16 protein-coding genes are annotated in these 17,646 nt (G+C 40.8%); 2 read left to right on the plus strand and 14 right to left on the minus strand.

Features of this window, described 5'->3' with window-relative positions:
- Window positions 1-223 precede the first annotated feature (223 nt).
- Both AC5WOE_RS01810 and alaS read right to left on the minus strand, forming a co-directional pair.
- Entirely contained in the window at window positions 224-472 is a 249-nt protein-coding gene (locus tag AC5WOE_RS01810; RefSeq protein ID WP_240873430.1) for an IreB family regulatory phosphoprotein, read from the minus strand.
- Window positions 473-529: 57 nt separating this feature from the next.
- Entirely contained in the window at window positions 530-3,163 is a 2,634-nt protein-coding gene (alaS, locus tag AC5WOE_RS01815; RefSeq protein WP_496051767.1) for an alanine--tRNA ligase, read from the minus strand.
- 463 nt (window positions 3,164-3,626) lie between these two features.
- Here alaS and AC5WOE_RS01820 point away from each other — a divergent pair, with 463 nt between their 5' ends.
- Entirely contained in the window at window positions 3,627-4,223 is a 597-nt protein-coding gene (locus AC5WOE_RS01820; RefSeq protein ID WP_496048287.1) for a TetR/AcrR family transcriptional regulator, read from the plus strand.
- A gap of 113 nt (window positions 4,224-4,336) precedes the next feature.
- On the plus strand, window positions 4,337-5,434 hold the full coding sequence (locus AC5WOE_RS01825; RefSeq protein ID WP_496051768.1) for an acyltransferase family protein: 1,098 nt from the start codon (window positions 4,337-4,339) through the stop codon (window positions 5,432-5,434).
- 57 nt (window positions 5,435-5,491) lie between these two features.
- Here the strand turns inward: AC5WOE_RS01825 and AC5WOE_RS01830 are convergent, their stop codons facing one another.
- The 12 genes from AC5WOE_RS01830 to AC5WOE_RS01885 form a co-directional block, all read right to left on the minus strand.
- On the minus strand, window positions 5,492-5,998 hold the full coding sequence (locus AC5WOE_RS01830) for a GNAT family N-acetyltransferase (RefSeq protein ID WP_496048289.1): 507 nt from the start codon (window positions 5,996-5,998) through the stop codon (window positions 5,492-5,494).
- Window positions 5,999-6,128: 130 nt separating this feature from the next.
- Window positions 6,129-7,205, minus strand: coding sequence for an AI-2E family transporter (locus AC5WOE_RS01835; RefSeq protein WP_496048290.1), 1,077 nt, complete (start codon window positions 7,203-7,205; stop codon window positions 6,129-6,131).
- A gap of 90 nt (window positions 7,206-7,295) precedes the next feature.
- Window positions 7,296-8,021, minus strand: a complete 726-nt coding sequence (locus tag AC5WOE_RS01840) for a hypothetical protein (RefSeq protein ID WP_496051769.1) — start codon at window positions 8,019-8,021, stop codon at window positions 7,296-7,298.
- 109 nt (window positions 8,022-8,130) lie between these two features.
- Window positions 8,131-9,549: a thymidine phosphorylase gene (locus tag AC5WOE_RS01845; protein WP_496051770.1), complete on the minus strand. Its 1,419-nt coding sequence runs from the start codon at window positions 9,547-9,549 to the stop codon at window positions 8,131-8,133.
- 80 nt (window positions 9,550-9,629) lie between these two features.
- Window positions 9,630-10,805 (minus strand): MFS transporter, encoded by a 1,176-nt coding sequence (locus tag AC5WOE_RS01850; RefSeq protein ID WP_496051771.1) that lies wholly within the window; start codon window positions 10,803-10,805, stop codon window positions 9,630-9,632.
- A 479-nt stretch (window positions 10,806-11,284) separates the two neighbouring features.
- Complete coding sequence (locus AC5WOE_RS01855; RefSeq protein WP_496051772.1) at window positions 11,285-12,460, minus strand: MFS transporter; 1,176 nt, start codon at window positions 12,458-12,460, stop codon at window positions 11,285-11,287.
- Window positions 12,461-12,725: 265 nt separating this feature from the next.
- Window positions 12,726-12,896: a hypothetical protein gene (locus tag AC5WOE_RS01860; RefSeq protein WP_496048295.1), complete on the minus strand. Its 171-nt coding sequence runs from the start codon at window positions 12,894-12,896 to the stop codon at window positions 12,726-12,728.
- Between the two features lie 12 nt (window positions 12,897-12,908).
- The gene (locus tag AC5WOE_RS01865) at window positions 12,909-13,127 is read right to left on the minus strand and encodes a YrzR-like zinc ribbon domain (RefSeq protein ID WP_496048296.1); all 219 of its coding nucleotides are present in this window, start codon (window positions 13,125-13,127) and stop codon (window positions 12,909-12,911) included.
- Between the two features lie 15 nt (window positions 13,128-13,142).
- Window positions 13,143-13,646: a PRC-barrel domain-containing protein gene (locus AC5WOE_RS01870; protein WP_496048297.1), complete on the minus strand. Its 504-nt coding sequence runs from the start codon at window positions 13,644-13,646 to the stop codon at window positions 13,143-13,145.
- A gap of 72 nt (window positions 13,647-13,718) precedes the next feature.
- Complete coding sequence (gene recD2, locus AC5WOE_RS01875) at window positions 13,719-15,926, minus strand: SF1B family DNA helicase RecD2 (protein WP_496051773.1); 2,208 nt, start codon at window positions 15,924-15,926, stop codon at window positions 13,719-13,721.
- Window positions 15,923-16,390, minus strand: coding sequence for a hypothetical protein (locus tag AC5WOE_RS01880; protein WP_496048299.1), 468 nt, complete (start codon window positions 16,388-16,390; stop codon window positions 15,923-15,925). The genes recD2 and AC5WOE_RS01880 overlap by 4 nt, the downstream gene beginning before the upstream one ends.
- A 13-nt stretch (window positions 16,391-16,403) precedes the next feature.
- A complete protein-coding gene (locus AC5WOE_RS01885; RefSeq protein WP_496048300.1) occupies window positions 16,404-17,540 on the minus strand; it encodes a cysteine desulfurase family protein in 1,137 nt (378 codons plus the stop codon).
- Window positions 17,541-17,646: the final 106 nt, after the last annotated feature.

Here is a 17,646-nt window from a genome sequence, read left to right on the forward strand (position 1 = left end):
ACTACCAAACAACCCTCTCCATTGAAAACTCCATCTATTTAGATGACTAAAATGAGCAATGTTCCCTGTCGAGCTCTATGTAGGATTTTTCCATCATATTTATTGAGTTTACCAACAGAATATATGTTTGTAAAGTTATTATTAGGAGCGATGGCCGGACTATAACCCTAACCATCGCTATCCTCCCAAAAGGGAATTTACTTTCACTACAAAAACAAACGTTTTACTGGTCTGGATTTAGATATGATTTTACCAACTCTTCAATGATATCATCTCTATCTACACTCTTAATCAACGACCTTGCTTGATTATGGCGGGGAATATAAGCAGGGTCTCCAGAAATCAAGTAACCAACAATTTGGTTGATAGGATTGTATCCTTTTTCCTCTAAAGAATGGTAAACAAGTGTCAATATTTGTTTTACACTCGACTTATTTCCCAGTTGAAACTGAAACTTTCTCGTTTCATCCACGGATCATCTCAGCCCCTTTTTTCTGTGTGGATCAGCAGCTATTTACCTTTTTCGGTTTTAAGCTCGAATGTCCTTTTTTTCCGTGACCCAAACTTTAACTTGTTGTAATGCTTCTTGCAATTTTTCTGGTTGCTTTCCGCCAGCTTGCGCCATGTTTGGTCGGCCACCGCCACCGCCACCACAAATAGAAGCAACCTCTTTTATTAATTTACCCGCATGGAACCCTTTTTGAACATAATTTGATGCAACAGAAGCAACAAAATTTACTTTATTATCATGAACGGCTCCAAGTACAATAATACCATCTCTTTTTTCTTTTAGATCATCCATTATTTTACGAAGGCTATCCATATCTGGAGCATCTACCCTAGCCGCAAGAACTGGCACTCCATCGATTTCCATCCACTGGTTCTGTAGTTCTACAGCAGCAGATTGACTTTGCTTCGCTAACAAAGATTCATTGGTACGTGTCACATCTTTGACTGATTCTTGAAGCTGAGCAATACGTGCAGGAACATCATGAAGGTTTGTTTTCAAAAGCTGAGCACTGGATTTGAGAATAGTAAATTGTTGTTCCAAATATTCAAAGGCACGTTTCGCCGTTGCAGCCTCTATTCTCCTTACTCCAGACCCAATTCCACTTTCACTTAAAATTTTAAACAAACCGATTTCACTTGTGTTTTGCACATGTGTGCCACCACAAAGCTCCAGACTATAGTCCCCAACTTGTACGACACGAACTTCCGCTTTATATTTTTCTCCAAACAGTGCCATAGCTCCCATTGCTTTTGCTTCGTCCAATGGTTTTATGCTTGTCGTCACAGGTATGTTCAACCAAATTTGTTCATTTACTTTTTGTTCTACTAACTGAATTTCTTCTTCTGTCATTGCCCCAATATGAGAAAAATCAAATCGCAGACGATCAGGTGCGACCAATGATCCTGCTTGGTTGACATGATTTCCTAATACTTCTTTTAAAGCTTTGTGCAGCAAATGTGTAGCAGTATGATTCTTCACTGTTGCTTGGCGAAGATTTTTCGCTATTTCTGCGATTACCTCTTGATTTTTTTGCAAAATACCATCTTTGACTACGACAGATATCAAATGTTCTTCATGAGGTCCCTTTTGCACATCGGTAACTTCAGCCAAAGCTTCTTTTGTCCTTATACTGCCTAAATCAGCTACTTGCCCCCCACTTTCTGCATAGAAAGGAGATTCTTTCAGCACGAGAATTCCCTTATCCCCCTCTTGTAAGCTGTCTACTTCTTCCCCATCTCTGATAATGGCAGCAATCAAAGTAAGACTCGTATCTTGTTCATAACCAACAAATACAGTGTCTACTTCCAGACTTGCAATCGCACCACCTTGAACTTGCATACTATTGCCTTCTGATCTAGCAGCACGCGCGCGATCTCGCTGACCTTGCATCTCTTCTTCAAAAGCATCTCGATCTACTTTAAGCTCGTGTTCCCTTGCAAAGTCTTCTGTTAAATCAATTGGAAATCCATACGTATCATATAACTTAAATGCTTCCAACCCAGTTAAACTATCTCGATTTTCCGCTTTTGCCTTGTCGACCCATTCACCCAATATACGTAAACCATCTGTCAGTGTTTCTAAAAATCTTTCTTCTTCATTACGAATTACTTTCTCGATAAACTCTTGCCCAGCATATGGTTCTGGATAATAATCTTTCATAATCTCTGCGACTACACCCGTTAATTCATATAAGAATGGTCTTTTTAGTCCCAGCTTGCGACCATATCGGACAGCCCGGCGCAAGAGACGGCGGAGGACATAACCACGGCCTTCATTTGATGGTAAAACGCCGTCAGCAATGGCAAATACAACCGTTCTCGCATGTTCCGCAATGACTTTTAGGGCAATGTCCACTTCTTCTGCTACTCCGTAAGTTACACCAGCTTGTTTACATATGGTCTGGATCGTCGGCTGGAAGAGCTCTGTATCATAGTTAGTTGGCACATCTTGCATCACAGAAGCCATTCGTTCTAAGCCCATTCCTGTATCGATGTTCTTATTTGGAAGTGGTGTATATGAACCGTCTGGATTATGATTAAACTGGGAGAAAACGAGGTTCCAAATCTCTAGATAACGTTCATTCTCTCCACCTGGATAACACTCTGGATCACTGAGGTCCCCATACTTATCTCCACGATCATAAAAAATCTCCGAATTTGGACCACTCGGTCCTTCTCCGATATCCCAAAAGTTTTCCTTCAGCTTCACAATATGATCTGCTGGAAATCCAATGTCTTCATGCCAGTGCTGGTAAGCTTCATCGTCTTCTGGATGAATCGTAACATACAATTTATCAGGAGAGAGCCCCATCCATTTTGGGCTAGTGAGAAATTCCCAAGCCCACGCGATGGCTTCTTTTTTAAAGTAGTCTCCGATAGAAAAATTACCTAGCATTTCAAAAAATGTATGGTGTCTTGCTGTATAACCAACGTTTTCAATATCATTGGTACGGATTGATTTCTGTGCATTAACAATACGGGGGTTTTCTGGTACTAAACGTCCATCAAAATATTTTTTTAACGTTGCTACACCAGAATTAATCCATAATAAGCTAGGATCATCTACAGGAACCAATGATACACTTGGCTCAATCTGATGACCTTTTTCCACGAAAAAATCCAAAAATTTACGACGAATTTCATCTGCTTTCATGCTTTACACCCTTTCCTATTAAGCGAAATCGATACAAAAAAGCCCACTCATCCCTAAACAAGGGACGAGCAGGCCCGTGGTACCACCCTAATTACTACTTACGTAGTCACTTCATGTATCGATAACGGCTTTTTGCCGGCAGTTATTAACTGCTAACTCATAGAACTGGCTACCTCCATAATCTCACTGAGAAAACCTCACAGCCAAGGGTTCTCCTCTCTTGCAGTTGTTTATAGAGCTTGGTTCCATCTTTGTATGCAAATATAGAATTATCGTTTCTATTATACACAAAAAGCACAAAAATACTATCATTTATTAGTGATGTTTTTTCCCTTGATAAAAATGTTCTTTTATCTCACTGTCTGGTATGAATTTGAGTCTCTCTATTATCTCTTGTATTGTATTATTAGCAGATCTAACATAGCATGATGGTAAACTGGACAAGGGAGGAGGTGCGATTTTTATGCCAAAAATGGTAAATCATGATACCCGGAAAAAAGAAATTGTACAAGCTGCATGGGAGATCATTCAAAACAAAGGAATCGAAGAGGTTTCTGTGAGAAAAATTGCTGATGTAATGAAACTCTCCACAGGTTCTATCCGATACTACTTCCCAACGCAAAGCGAATTGCTGAGAACCTGTATCCGTTCGGCAGGAGAAAACGTACATCAGCATATTTTATCGCAAATTGATTTGTCCTTATCTCGTGATGAAGTAATCGATCAACTGGTAGCTGAGATAATGCCAATGGATGAAACAGATCAGAGGAATATGGCTACTTGGTACGAGATTATCACCTATACAAAAAAGCAACCAAATTTAGAAGATATATCTATACGTATATTTCAATTTGTGCGACATATGCAAGCTACTTATATTGACTTATTAAGACAGTGTAATTTATTAGCTGAAAATCTAGACTTAGAAATCGAAATAGAAAGATTACATTCATTAGTAAATGGTTTGTCTACTCATTGGAACATAGAACCAAATTCTAAAACCAAAAATATTATCAAAAAAACGCTTCAAACCCATTTAAAATCGATATGCAAACAGTAAGCATTGGTTTGTACCTTTTTTGCTGTTTTTGTATCGGTTTTACTTGATTTTTTTATCACAACTGTGATAAAAAGAAAATATCAACAGATGTATGACACCAAGGATGTGTGATCATGAAAAATCGTATTTATTATTTGGATCATATTCGGGTATTTCTAACGATTCTGGTTCTCTTTCATCATGCAGCACTACCCTATACTCCTCTAGAAGGAGTATGGTATGTATCAGATATGGGACATGAGCAAACAGTAACCTCTTATATCCTCACCTTTTTTATAGCTATCAATCAAGCCTTTTTCATGGGTTTCTTTTTCTTTTTAGCTGGTTATTTTACACCTGTTTCTCTTGACCGCAAGAAACCCCGCCTATTTGTAAAAGATAGACTGCTCCGGTTAGGTATCCCTATCTTGGTGTATTTGTTCATCCTAAGCCCAATTGTCCAGTATATGGCTTCGAAAGAAAAACTTAATTTTTGGACCTTTTATAAAACAAAAATTTTAAGTTTGCAAAGTGTAGAAACGGGTCCTATCTGGTTTGTAGAAGTGTTATTGATCTTTACTCTAATCTATGTATTCTTTCAATTAATCTGGAAAAAACATCCTTCCAGTGAGGAACAACCATTTCCTTCTTCAAAAAAGCTTTTTCTCACGGCTATATTATTAGGTATTATTACCTTTATGATCCGTCTGGTATATCCCATTGGTTTTTGGATTTGGGGCATCCAAATCGCTTATCTTCCATCTTATTTGTTACTGTTTTACACCGGAATCATGGCCGGAAGAAAACATTGGCTAAAGAACATTCCAAAAAAGACAACAAAGCAATGGGTATCGTGTTTTGCCATTGTTTCTCCACTCTTCCCGCTTAGTTTACTCTTTTTTCAAGGAAAAACAAATGGGGGATTCAACCTTCTAGCATTTTCTTATGCGATGTGGGAAGCTTTGATTTCGTTCGGTATTTGTTTGGGACTAATAGCCCTGTTCCGAAAATATGCCAATGAAGCTGGGGCACTTTGGGCAAATCTATCAAGGTCAGCTTTTACCGTATATATCATTCATCCAATTATCTTAGTAGGATATGCATTATTACTTAAGGGCACATCACTTCAACCTCTGTTCAAATTTTTGACAGTAGGCTGCCTAGGAACTATCACTTGTTTTTTACTTGCATCTATAATCGTGAAAATTCCTTATGTCAATAAAGTCGTTTAACAGAAATATCACCTAGTATATATACTAGGTGATGTTTCTGTTGGAAAATTTAGTTCTCTATGTTGTGATATGTTTGCCCATAATAACAAGGTCACGTTTTTCTCCATCAAGTTCTGCTATTTGTGGTAAATATCCCCATTCTTCAAAACCAAAGCGCTCGAACAGTTTTATACTAGGTGTATTATGACCAAAAATACGACCTACTAAAGTCTCTGCATATAGGCTAGATGCTGCTTGAATGGCTTCTTCCAAGATGATACTTCCTAAACCCTGCCCACGAAATTTCTCATCTAAATAAATACTGAGTTCAGCAGTTTTCTTATACGCAGCTCTTTGATTGAAGTTTTCAAAGCTTAACCATCCTGCTATCTCATTTTGGTCAGTAGTATAAACCCATAATGGCCGATCGTATGGGTTATGCCCAGCAAACCAATCCTCTCGTTCCTCTATCGTAACTGGGGTTAGATCAGCAGTGACCATTCTACTTGGTATAGTGCTGTTATAAATTTCTACGATTCTTGGCAGATCATCTTTCGCTGCTATTCTTTTAGTAAACATCGACATGACTATCCTCCCCATAAGACTTAAAAACTTTTACCTATTATACCTAAGATAGTCGTCATTTTGTTTAGATGATGTATTTGAAATATCTGGACTTTCAGGAATAGACATGGGCAAATCCATGTCTATTCTTTTAATCCGTTTTATGATGAAGGTAAGAGGTGACAACAAATTCAAAGACAACCTTCCCAACCGCTAAGGTTGGAACTGCTAGTAATAGCCCCCAGACACCTGCTATCTCCTCTCCCACTAATAAAGCAAAAATAATCGCTAAGGGGTGAAGACGAAGGGATCTTCCCACAATTTGCGGAGATATGATATTTCCTTCTAATATTTGTATGACCAAATTGACAATGACTGTCCCGAGTGCCATCTTAAATGAGATGGTACAAGCTAATAAAATAGCTGGAATTACACCAAAAAAAGGACCTACATAAGGAATGACATTAAACAGAGCAACAAAAAAGGCAAACAAAAAGGCATAGGGAAGTCCTATTATTTTGTAACCAATAAAAGCTAATATCCCAATGATAAAACAGACGATAAACTGACCGCGTATATAATTTCCTAAAACTAAATCAATACTTCGAAACAGCCGAGCTATCTCTCCTCTTCGCTGTTTGGGTAACATGGTTAGAAAAAAACTTTCAATTCGATCAATATCTTTTAACATGTAAAAGGACAAAAATGGAATAATGAGCAACAAGAAAATCTGATTCAACAGATCCCCCAAGCTTCCCATCAATCCAGCCATCCAATTGCTCACTTTTTGTTCTATTCCTGCAACCATTTGTTCTAGTTTGATATGCATGTTGTGTGGCAATATATCTTCACTATGGTCATGATATTTGTGCCATAACGAATTAAATTGCTCATTCCATTGTGGAAGATGCATTACCAGTTGATAAACTTGCTTCTCTAAAATGGGAAATAAATTTATAATCAACACCGTTATCGAGAGTAGAAAAACAACATAAATAAGCAGAATCGCCATAAAACGCGGCATTTTTCGCCGTGCTAACAAATTGACAATGGGATGCAGCAAGTAGGCAATAAAGACAGCTAAAAAAAAGGGCACACAAACTGCTTTTAGAAAAAATCCGATATGGTGAAACAAAGAACCTAGTTGGATGAGTAAATAAACGCTACCTAATAGAACAAACAGAAATACCGACAGTTGGAAAAAACGGGACTGTAAAAGTTTCTCCATATCCGTTCACCTCATTGTTGTTAGGATACGAAAATTTTCCCTAGATTATGTCCAAAAGTCGGTTTATCTTCAAAGCACTTATTTTATTTATTAGTAGCATTGCCAAATCAATTTACCAGACGGACTTTTGCTGTCTGCGTCTACAAAGACATAACCTGATCCGCTGTCTCCAAAGTTTGCAAATGGACAAAAATACTCATTTGAACCTAGTTCTGAAATCCAAATAAAATCATCTTCTCCTACTTGTAACTGGTACGATTTTTTTCCATCGTATTCCGATGTGTCTCCAATCGGCAGCTCCGAAAGATCAGTTGCTTTCACACGAAATCCGTGATCTAATTGCACAGCAAATTGATAATTCCCCCCCATTTCTTCATCAGATTGTATCCAGATCGGTGACCCTCCAAAATGCGTCCAATTCTCCTGACTTATCTCCTCCATTGTTTCCCAAGCCGTTACAGACAGATCAGGAAGCATCATGATGTGTTCATCTGGTAACTCTGTGATCGGATTATTGTTCCAATCTTCCGGTTCTAGAATGAGAACTTTGTTGCAACCACCGTCTGCTTCCCATGTACTGCATCCTTCTACACTTTCACATTGGAACAGATACAAAACACGACCTTCTTTCCCAAGCGGGAGTCGCTTTGGATGGTGTTTCATTTGAAATAAGAAACTCATGGGTGCCTCACACTCTTTGCAAACTGGCCATTTCTCTATAGGTAAACCAACAGGTAATCCGCCGAATTTTACTTCATTATCTTTTCCTTTGGAGTCACTAGTAGCCGCAAACACAAACTTTGGTATATGTATCAAAATGTATCCGCTCCTCTGCTAACGTCGGACGGGCCACCCATTTGCATGGATGACCCGCCACATGCCCTGTTACAGGGTCTTGGGTTTCTCTATTTTTTTGATTTGCTCACTACCGCAGTACATCGTGGATCAGCGGAGGAGGTGTGATGTACTCCGCACCGATCGTGTACGTACCGGGGAACTTCTGCTCTGCTACTTCTCCGAGTCCCGAGTCGTTGTAGTAAAGGGTTGCCAGTGGCTCTCCCGCCTTCACTTCGTCGCCGATCTTCTTGTGTAGCCAGATGCCCGCGCTGAGGTCGGTGATTTCCTTATCCCGTCCTCCAGCGAGATCCCGAGCACAGAAACCGATCTCCTTGGTGTCCATCGCTTGGACAAAGCCCGACGTAGGAGAAAGGACGTCCATCTGAGAAGCTCGAAGCATCTTTTCCGGATGGAGCAACAGACTTGGATCGCCACCCTGATTTTCGACGATCCGCATCATCTTGTGGAAAGCTGATCCATTTTCGAGGCACCGACGAGAGCGTTCCACTCCCTCCTCGTAAGAACCAACCACTTTCCCCAAGTACAGCATGTAGGCGCTGGTGACGACCGTCAGGTCAACCACATCAGCCGGTCCACGTCCCTTGAGTACTTCGATCGCTTCGTACACCTCAAGCGCATTACCGATGGAATGGCCGAGTGGTTGATTCATGCTGGTGAGCAATGCCACGACCTGACGACCCGACAGCTTGCCGATCGACACCATCATCTCTGCCAGCTCACGGGCATTCTCCAAGCCAGGAATGAGCGCACCCGATCCAAACTTGACGTCAAGAACGATGGCATCCGCCCCTGAGGCGATCTTCTTCGACATGATGCTGCTGGCAATCAGCGGGGTGGATTCCACACACCCTGTGGCATCCCGCAGTGCATACAGCTTCTTGTCCGCAGGTGCCAGATTGGCAGTCTGTCCCGTGAGGGCAGCACCAATCTCGTTGACCGACTTGGTGAAGAACTGCTCCTCCAGATTCGTCCTCATACCGAGAGCCTGTACCTTACGGAGCGTTCCGCCGGTGTGTCCGAGTTCAGCACCAGATGCCTTGGCCACCTTGCCACCCGCAGCAGCCACCATCGCCAGGAGAATCAGCGTGATCTTGTCTCCTACACCGCCAGTGGAGTGCTTGTCCACCGTCTTTCCCTTGATGCTGGCAAGATTCACCATGTCGCCGGACCTTGCCATGGCGAGGGCCAGAGAGGTGGTTTCTTCCTCGCTGAGCCCATTGTGGTACACGGCCTTGAGCCACGGCTTCATCTGCTCGTTCGTGACCGCCCCAGAGGTGTACTCCCTGATGAGAAGCTCGATCTCCTCTTCGGACAGCGGCTGACCGCCTACTGTCTTGCGAATGATATCTACAGCAGTGAACACGTTATTCCCTTCTCTTGTCTCTTGTGGGATGATCCCAGTTTGCAATCCGCTCACTGAAATCCATTTTAATTCTATCATCGAAACAATCAAAAAGCATTGATTTCTTTCATGTTTTATCTCCATTCCCCTTGAAATGAAATCAGTTACATCATGAAAATAGATTCACCTCGTTCATATGGATCATGAACGAGGTGAAGGAGAGACTACTTATCCGAATGTTCTAAAAAGGGCTTCAGCCACTTGAACGCAACCAAAGAAAGCAGCCCCATTGGTACCATGCTCAAATACATAGTATCATAACCGTACTTGACGCCAATGGTACCATATCCCCACACTGCCAGCACCGTTATCAACTCTTCAGACAGCATCGGAAGCGCTGTTGCCATTGTCTTATTTTTTAAGCTGACGAACATACGCTGACCGACAATCTGCCTGTTCAATGTAGTAGAAATTGCCGTCACCATCAACCCAAGAAACAAGATGACTTGGTTATTGGTCATGAAAAAGACCAATGAAACCACCATCAAAACTACATAGACTGCTTTGATAACACGATTTACCCACCGACTGGCAAGAAGAGATGCCAAGATCCCGCCAAGAATATAACCGATTGTACCTCCTGTCATCACTACCCCTGCCCATTGTGATGAGTCGAGATAGAGAGGCACGTAAACTACGTTGCATGCATCAAGGCCAGTTACTACTGCTGAAGCGGAGAGAACGATCAGACCAATCATCAAAGGATTAGTCGGTAGATTTTCGGAAGAGCTTCTTGTATCCTTATTTTCTTTATTGTTTTGAATAGGTACAGGCTCCTGAACCCGAAATGCAATGATCATGGGAATCAAGCCCGTCAAAATCAACAATCCCCCGACAGTGCTCCAAATGACCAGCGGATAACCACTCTGGACATAACGATAGCCAACAGCCCTCCATCCAGCCCAAGCGGAAATCCAAAGAGTAGAACGCATCAATGTGAATCCGATATGTTCCTGTGGATTCTCTGGCAAGAAACTTCTAAACATCGTATTAGAAGCGATGAAAAGGGCTCCATCGATTACCATTCTCAAACCGACCACCATAATCATTACTTTCATGCTTGATAAAGCATAGAAAGGAATGAGCAGAGCCGACAAGATGATAAAGACAAAACTCACCTTGATATGAGGAATCTTCCATTTCATACTGGCCAACGCATAGGACAGCATGCCAATAAGAAACCCAGAAATATACACAGCCATAAGAGTAGGAATGTATTCTTTTTGCTCTCTTCTAGTTAGGATCAGGGGGAGAGAAGGGGAAATAAATCCCCCACCAGCAGCATTGAGCACGCCTGCCAGAAGCACCCATTTGATCGCTGCTCGTGTGATCCACAGCACTTTGAAGTTTTGAATTCTGTCTCTGAAGTAGGACCTGACCTCGAACAGCATTTTCCTTTATACCTATTCTCTAAGAGGAGAAACCTTCACTTTCAACAGTGAAGGTCTATGGTCTAAAATAATCATATAAGAACTATTTTCCAATGACAATAGGAGTTTAATTAATTATCTGAATTCACTTTTTTTATTTAACGCTTTGATCAACAACTTCAACCATATGCTAATTTATACTGGCACATGGCATAAAAAATAAGCACGACCTACCGTTTCCAGTTAGGTCCTGCTTTATTGGGTATTATTAACTCACCCTAAAAATGTGTTACTTTGTAAAACCAATTCTCCGCGGAAATTGTTTTGCTAATAAGCGTGAAAAGGTACTACCAACAAATAGTTTGTCCAGAATTCTCCAATCCGTTTTTAGAAACATGAAAAAACGGATTCACCTCGTCCCTATAAACTGGAACGAGGTGAAGGAGAGACTACTTATCCGAATGTTCCAAAAAGGGCTTCAGCCACTTAAACGTGATCAAAGAAAGTAGCCCCAGTGGCACCATCAACAAATACATGGTACCGTACCCGTACTTGACGCCAATGGTACCATATCCCCAAACTAGCAGTGCCATCAACAAGAAATCAGAAATAATCGGAAGCGCTGTCGCCATTGTCTTATTTTTTAGGCTGACAAACATACGCTGACCGATAATTTGGCTGTTCAACGCAAAAGCCATTGCCGATACCAGCAACCCAAAAAACAAGACGACTTCGTTATTGGTCATCGAAAAAACCAATGAAATTGTCGTCAAGACTACATAGATTGCTTTGATGACACGATTTACCCACCGGCTAGAAAGGAAAGATGCCAAGATCCCGCCAAGAATTAGACCAATTGTATCTCCTGTCATCACTACCCCTGCCCGTTGCGGTGAGTCGAGATAGAGAGGTACGTAATTTTGGCTGCCTTTATTAAGGCCAGTTACAATCGCTGAAGAGGACAGAACAATTAGAACAATCATTAAAGGATTAGTCGGAAGATTTACAGAAGAGCTTCTTGTAGCACTATCCTCTTTATTGTTTTGGATAGGCTCAGGCTCTTGAACCCGAAAGGCGATGATCATGGGAATCAAGCCCATCAAAATCAACAGACCCCCGATAGAGCTCCAAATGACCAGTGGATAATCACTCTGGACATAACGATAGCCAACAGCTCTCATCACAGCCCAAACGAACGCCCAAAGTGTAGAACGCACAAAGGTGAATCCAATATGTTCCTGTGGATTCTTTGGCAAGAAACTCCTAAACATCGTATTAGAAGCGATGAAAAGGACTCCATCGACTGCCGTTCTCAAACCGACCACCATGATCATTACCTTCATGCTTGATGAAGCATAGAAAGGAATGAGCAGAGCAGACGAGATGATACAGACGAAACTTACCTTGATATGTGGAATCTTCCATTTCATACTGACCAACGTGTAGGACAGCATACCAGTAAGATACCCCAAATTAATTACAGTCAGAAGAGCAGGAATATATTCGCTCTGTTCTCTTCTAGCCAGGATCAGGGGGAGAGAAGAGGAAATAAATCCCCCACCAGCAGCATTGAACACGGCTGCAAGAAGCATCCATTTGATCGCTGCTCGTGTGATCCACAGCACTTTGAAGTTTTGAATTCTGTCTCTGAAGTATGATCTGACCTCGAACAGCATTTTCCTTTATACCTATTCTCTAAGAGAAGAAACCTTCACTTCTAACAGGAAGGTCTATGGTCTAAAATGATCATATAAGAATAACTTTTCAATAACAAGTACTATATGGAATAATCTAAATTTACACTTTATTAATCAAAAATAAGCACGACCTTACCTTTGGTTATACTGGTAAGGCCGTGCTATATTAGGTTTTTATTACCCTAAAAAAGTGTTACCTTGCAAAACCAATTCTCCGCAGAAATTGTTTTGCTAATAAGCGTGAAAAGGTACCACCAACAAATAGATTGCGTCTTAATTTCCTCATGCTCTGGTTATCCATGCGAAAATACGCAATACCTGTAATGATCGCACCGATAAATGTCAGCAGATAGATGCTTCTCATGCTTATTCCCCCTTATAAGGAAGCGGTATATTCTGGAGACGACCTGCTAAGATCCTCCAGAAATAAATCATTAAGAGAGGTTAAACTTCCATCCTCTTCGACTTGGTAGATATTTTGAATTATATCTGTACCATCTGTTGTCATTTCTATATAACAATGCCAGCAATATAGTTGGTTAGTGCCTACCTTTCCCAGGTCGTGAGAATGGCAATTGGGGCAGCGAAGTAACATGGATAATCCCCTTCTTTAAAGCATTTCTTTTATTACATAGCCAGTTTCTGGAGCGATCAAAATATCTTTGTTCCAATCAACTGGCTCTTCAACTTGAAACAATTTGCGGCCTTCTCTTAAATCATTTAGAAGACCATTTGACAACTCGTACCCTACCAATGTTCCCATATCGAGAGAAAAATAGACATTTTCTACCAATCCAAGGAAAGTTCCATTGGTAAGTAGTACGGTACGTCCTTTTAAACGCTTATCACCATTGAGGAGACTTGTAAACGCTTCCTCTTTTTTGGTGAATGGGACAAGAGATTTTGCACTCTCCACCATTACAGTATCTCTGCCCATTTGGATAATATTTTTGACGGGGAGAAACCGTCGATGGCGCCACCAACCACAATGCTCTAACATGCAACCAACTAAAAATTGCTCGTTGTTAAATAAAAGATCGACAACCGCACCCAACTGTCTTCCAGACTCCTGAGCGGTGACAGTAAGTCCTATCACTTCCTGGGATTTGCGCAAGGTATTCATCCTCCTCCCGCTATCCCTTAGTGTAACTCGATTCTCTTTGTTAATACGAAGGAAGTCTTTCCATTACCATTCATCGAGAATTAAATCTTTTAAAGCAGTATTTCTCGCTTCCCCTGTTGTTTCTACGCCCCTGCGCATCGCGTCCACTTCTCCACATAGGATAAGGTAAGATTTACTTCTTGTTATCCCCGTATAAATCAAATTTCTTGCCAGCATACGGTGATAAGAAGGCAAGAACGGAAAAATGACGATAGGAAATTCAGAGCCTTGAGCTTTATGTACAGAACAAGCATAACCTAGAGATAATTGTCCCAATTGATTTCGTTTATAGGGAACCTCTTGCCGATCAAACTGTACCCAAAGTACAGGATCATCTGGTTTAGCAGAATTATCGATTGCAGAAATAAGTCCCATATCCCCGTTATATACCGGATGGTCTTGATGATTGGATAATTGTAATACTTTATCTCCAAAACGAAAAACCGTATCTCCCCATGTTATTTCTTTGACACCTTCTCGTTTTGGATTGATAATCGTTTGTATTTTTTCATTTATTCGATTTACGCCCGCTTGCCCTTTGTACATGGGAGCAAGTACTTGTATGTCAAAAAGGGTATAGCCCTTTCGAATGGCATTTTCATACGTTTGTTCAATAATCGAAACAGCTTGTTCCACATGACAAGAAAAAAAACGTCTGTCTGATAATGGGATAAGTAAATTGTCAGGTAACTCCCCTTTGCGAATCGAATGAGCAAGCTGAATGATGGATGAATCTTTCGCTTGTCGAAAAATATCGGTTAGCTGAACTCTAGGAATATCGGGGACTTGCAACAAATGTTCCAATACTAACCCAGGTCCTACAGACGGAAGTTGATCAGCATCTCCAACCAATACTACTTGCATGGTAGGAGGAATCGCTCGGAAAAGTTGATTGGCAAGCCATATGTCTAACATAGAAGTTTCATCGACCACTAACAAAGATCCCTTAATTGGATTATCGGCATCATGATCGAAAAAACCACCTCGGAATCCGAGTAATCGATGAATGGTCATTGCGGGTATTCCAGTTGTCTCAGTCATGCGTTTAGCAGCTCTTCCAGTTGGTGCTACAAGACGAATAGGGAGGTTTTCTCCTTTGTTTATATCTACATCCAAATTTAGTTCATGCAGTCTCGCAAACAGATGACACAGACCTCGAATGACTGTTGTTTTTCCCGTTCCCGGACCTCCGGTTAAAATCATTAACGGAGAGGAGAGAGCCATCATCATCGCTTCTCGCTGACTCTCCGCATAATGAACTTCAAATTCTTCTTCCAACTCACCAATCGCTTCATATAAATCAGTGGCAGGAAAGGTTTTTTCGATGTTTTGACTTATCATTTGGCGGCATTTTAAGGCCATATTTACTTCTGCATAAAATAAGGTCACCAAGTAAACACGATCTTCTTCCATCATGACCTTCTTTTGTTCCAATAAGTTGCCAATAGCATCTTCAAAAATAGAAACTTCCATGATACCCAAAAGACTTTGAGACGCAGTTTCTACTTCTTGGCGAGTTAAAAATACATGGCCTTCATTGGATGCTTCTTGTAAGGAATATAAAATAGCTGCTTCATATCTTTCGGGAGCATGGGGTGGAAATCCTTGTGCTTTTGCAATTTCATCTGCTTTAAAAAATCCGATCCCTTCGATATCATCAATTAATTGGTATGGATTTTCCTTAATCACTTTAACTGTATCTTGTTTAAAACGCTGTACTACTTTAAGTGCTAAAGCAGCACCTAGTCCGTATTCATATAAGAGGACCATCGCTTCTTCCAAAGCTTGATGCTCCCCTAGACTGTTTGCTATCGTATTTGCTTGGGTATTCGATACTCCAGGAATTTCTGCTAAGGCAGCAGGGTTAGACGCAATGATGTGTAAAGCGTTTCCCCCTAGCCCAGCGACAATTTTTTCTGCTGTTTTTTTTCCAATCCCATGAAATAAGCCACTAGATAAATATTTGATGATCGCTTGTTCTGTTTTGGGGAGTTCCTTGTTTATTTTGGAGACCACATATTGTTTTCCAAAACGAGGATGTTCTCTCCATTCTCCTTCACATGAGTAATTCTCTCCTGCAATAGGACGCAAAAAATGACCGACAATCGTTATCTCATCCGATACTGATTTGTCCGAAGCCTCTTGCACTTCTATTCTATATACACCATATCCTGTATCTTCACTAAAAAACACTTCTTGAAGAACCATCCCCTTGACAAAACTATTACTCATTCTACAAAGTCTTCTTTCATTTCATGTAACACAGATTCCATGGCACACTCAGCTGAGCAGTACTTTTTGGTGTCCCACTCCATCGTACCGGTTTCAGGCAAAAATTCGTATTTACAATATTGACAGTTGTGCGCTTGGTGAACTTGGTCCATCCCTTTTCTCAGCTGTTCTACTTTTTCTTCTTCTAAACCAAACATAGTGGCAATATGATCAATAACGCTATCTTTATCATCAAAAAATAACGGGTCTTCTCTGGTATATGTATGTGGATTCCAGAAAGCCCAGCGATTATCAGATAAGTAACAAATATGATAATCCTCTGCTACAAAACTTGACGCATTCTCTAAACTTTCATAGGAGCGAAAGCCTATTTCGGCAGCTAAATTATCCAACAATGCTTGGTCGATCTCCGCCAACATCGTTTTCCAATTAATCCCATCTACCCGCTGTTCCCAATCTTCCACTTTCTCCAGCTCCTTATCTATAAAGACGGCGAACTACCTCTCCTATTTTGGTTGTAGCTGCCTTTATTTCTTCTATCGTATTATCTTTTCCAAAACTAAACCTTATGGCAGAAATGGTTATTTCCTCTGGTAATTGCATTGCTTTTAGTACATGCGATACGGACAATGTACCTGATGTGCACGCAGAACCACTAGCTGCTGCAATTCCCTCCATATCTAATTGAATCAATAAAGTTTCTGTCTCCACTCCAGGAAAACTAATATTTGCTATATGAGGCAGACATTTCTCTTGGTGCCCATTGATAACTATATTTATCGATTCAGCTTGCAATTTTTCTATAAATGACTTTTTTATTTGGACAAGATGATCCCGTCTTTGCATATGATGTTTTTTTACAAGCTCTGCGGCTTTTCCAAAGCCAACTATGCCTAATATATTTTCCGTTCCAGCTCGTTTTCGTCTTTCTTGAGCTCCACCTAATGCACGTGGTAATATTTTGACTCCATTTCGAATGTAAAGAGCACCTATCCCTTTTGGGCCATAAATTTTATGGCTGGACAAGCTCATTAAGTCGATTGGCAATTTCTGAACATCTAATGGCTCTGATCCAAAAGTCTGCACTGCATCGATATGAAAGAGTATTCCAGCCTGCCTAGCAATCTCTCCAATCTCTTCCACTGGTTGGATTGTACCAATTTCATTGTTCCCATGCAGAACAGAAATAAGAGCTGTATCCGGTCGAATAGACGCTCTTACATCTTCTACCTGTATCCTTCCAAACTTGTCCACAGGCAAATATGTAACATCATAACCAAAACGCTCCAAATACTTGCATGCGTCTAACACTGCATGGTGTTCGATTTGCGTCGTGATTAAATGCTTTTTCTCTGCTGGTTGAGCATGCATAATACCGATGAGTGCAAGATTATCTGCTTCCGTTCCGCCACTTGTAAAAACAAGCTGACTAGGTTCAGCACCAATAGCACTTGCTACTTGGCTCCTTGCCGTGTCAATAGCTGCCCGCGTTTGTCGACCAAAAGCATGAATACTAGAAGGATTTCCAAACAGGCCTTCCAGATATGGTAACATAGCTTCTCGAACTTCTGCATCAAGCGGAGTGGTTGCAGCATTATCCAAATAAATCAACATATGCTATCACATTCCATATATTTTTTTCCTGAGCTTATTTATTAGGATCATCCTTTTTCACACAAAAAATTGTGTTAGATCACCTAAGAACATATATTCTACAAAT

This window comes from Shimazuella sp. NTD248, assembly GCF_059510395.1.

What these genes read in the sequence shown, in the direction of transcription:
- AC5WOE_RS01820 (WP_496048287.1), top strand. Translation starts at nt 3,627, where the DNA reads ATGCCAAAAATGGTAAATCATGATACCCGGAAAAAAGAAATTGTACAA.
- AC5WOE_RS01825 (WP_496051768.1), top strand. Translation starts at nt 4,337, where the DNA reads ATGAAAAATCGTATTTATTATTTGGATCATATTCGGGTATTTCTAACG.
- AC5WOE_RS01830 (WP_496048289.1), bottom strand. Translation starts at nt 5,998, where the DNA reads ATGTCGATGTTTACTAAAAGAATAGCAGCGAAAGATGATCTGCCAAGA.
- alaS (WP_496051767.1), bottom strand. Translation starts at nt 3,163, where the DNA reads ATGAAAGCAGATGAAATTCGTCGTAAATTTTTGGATTTTTTCGTGGAA.
- AC5WOE_RS01845 (WP_496051770.1), bottom strand. Translation starts at nt 9,549, where the DNA reads ATGGAGATAAAACATGAAAGAAATCAATGCTTTTTGATTGTTTCGATG.
- AC5WOE_RS01865 (WP_496048296.1), bottom strand. Translation starts at nt 13,127, where the DNA reads ATGTTACTTCGCTGCCCCAATTGCCATTCTCACGACCTGGGAAAGGTA.
- recD2 (WP_496051773.1), bottom strand. Translation starts at nt 15,926, where the DNA reads ATGAGTAATAGTTTTGTCAAGGGGATGGTTCTTCAAGAAGTGTTTTTT.
- AC5WOE_RS01860 (WP_496048295.1), bottom strand. Translation starts at nt 12,896, where the DNA reads ATGAGAAGCATCTATCTGCTGACATTTATCGGTGCGATCATTACAGGT.
- AC5WOE_RS01835 (WP_496048290.1), bottom strand. Translation starts at nt 7,205, where the DNA reads ATGGAGAAACTTTTACAGTCCCGTTTTTTCCAACTGTCGGTATTTCTG.
- AC5WOE_RS01885 (WP_496048300.1), bottom strand. Translation starts at nt 17,540, where the DNA reads ATGTTGATTTATTTGGATAATGCTGCAACCACTCCGCTTGATGCAGAA.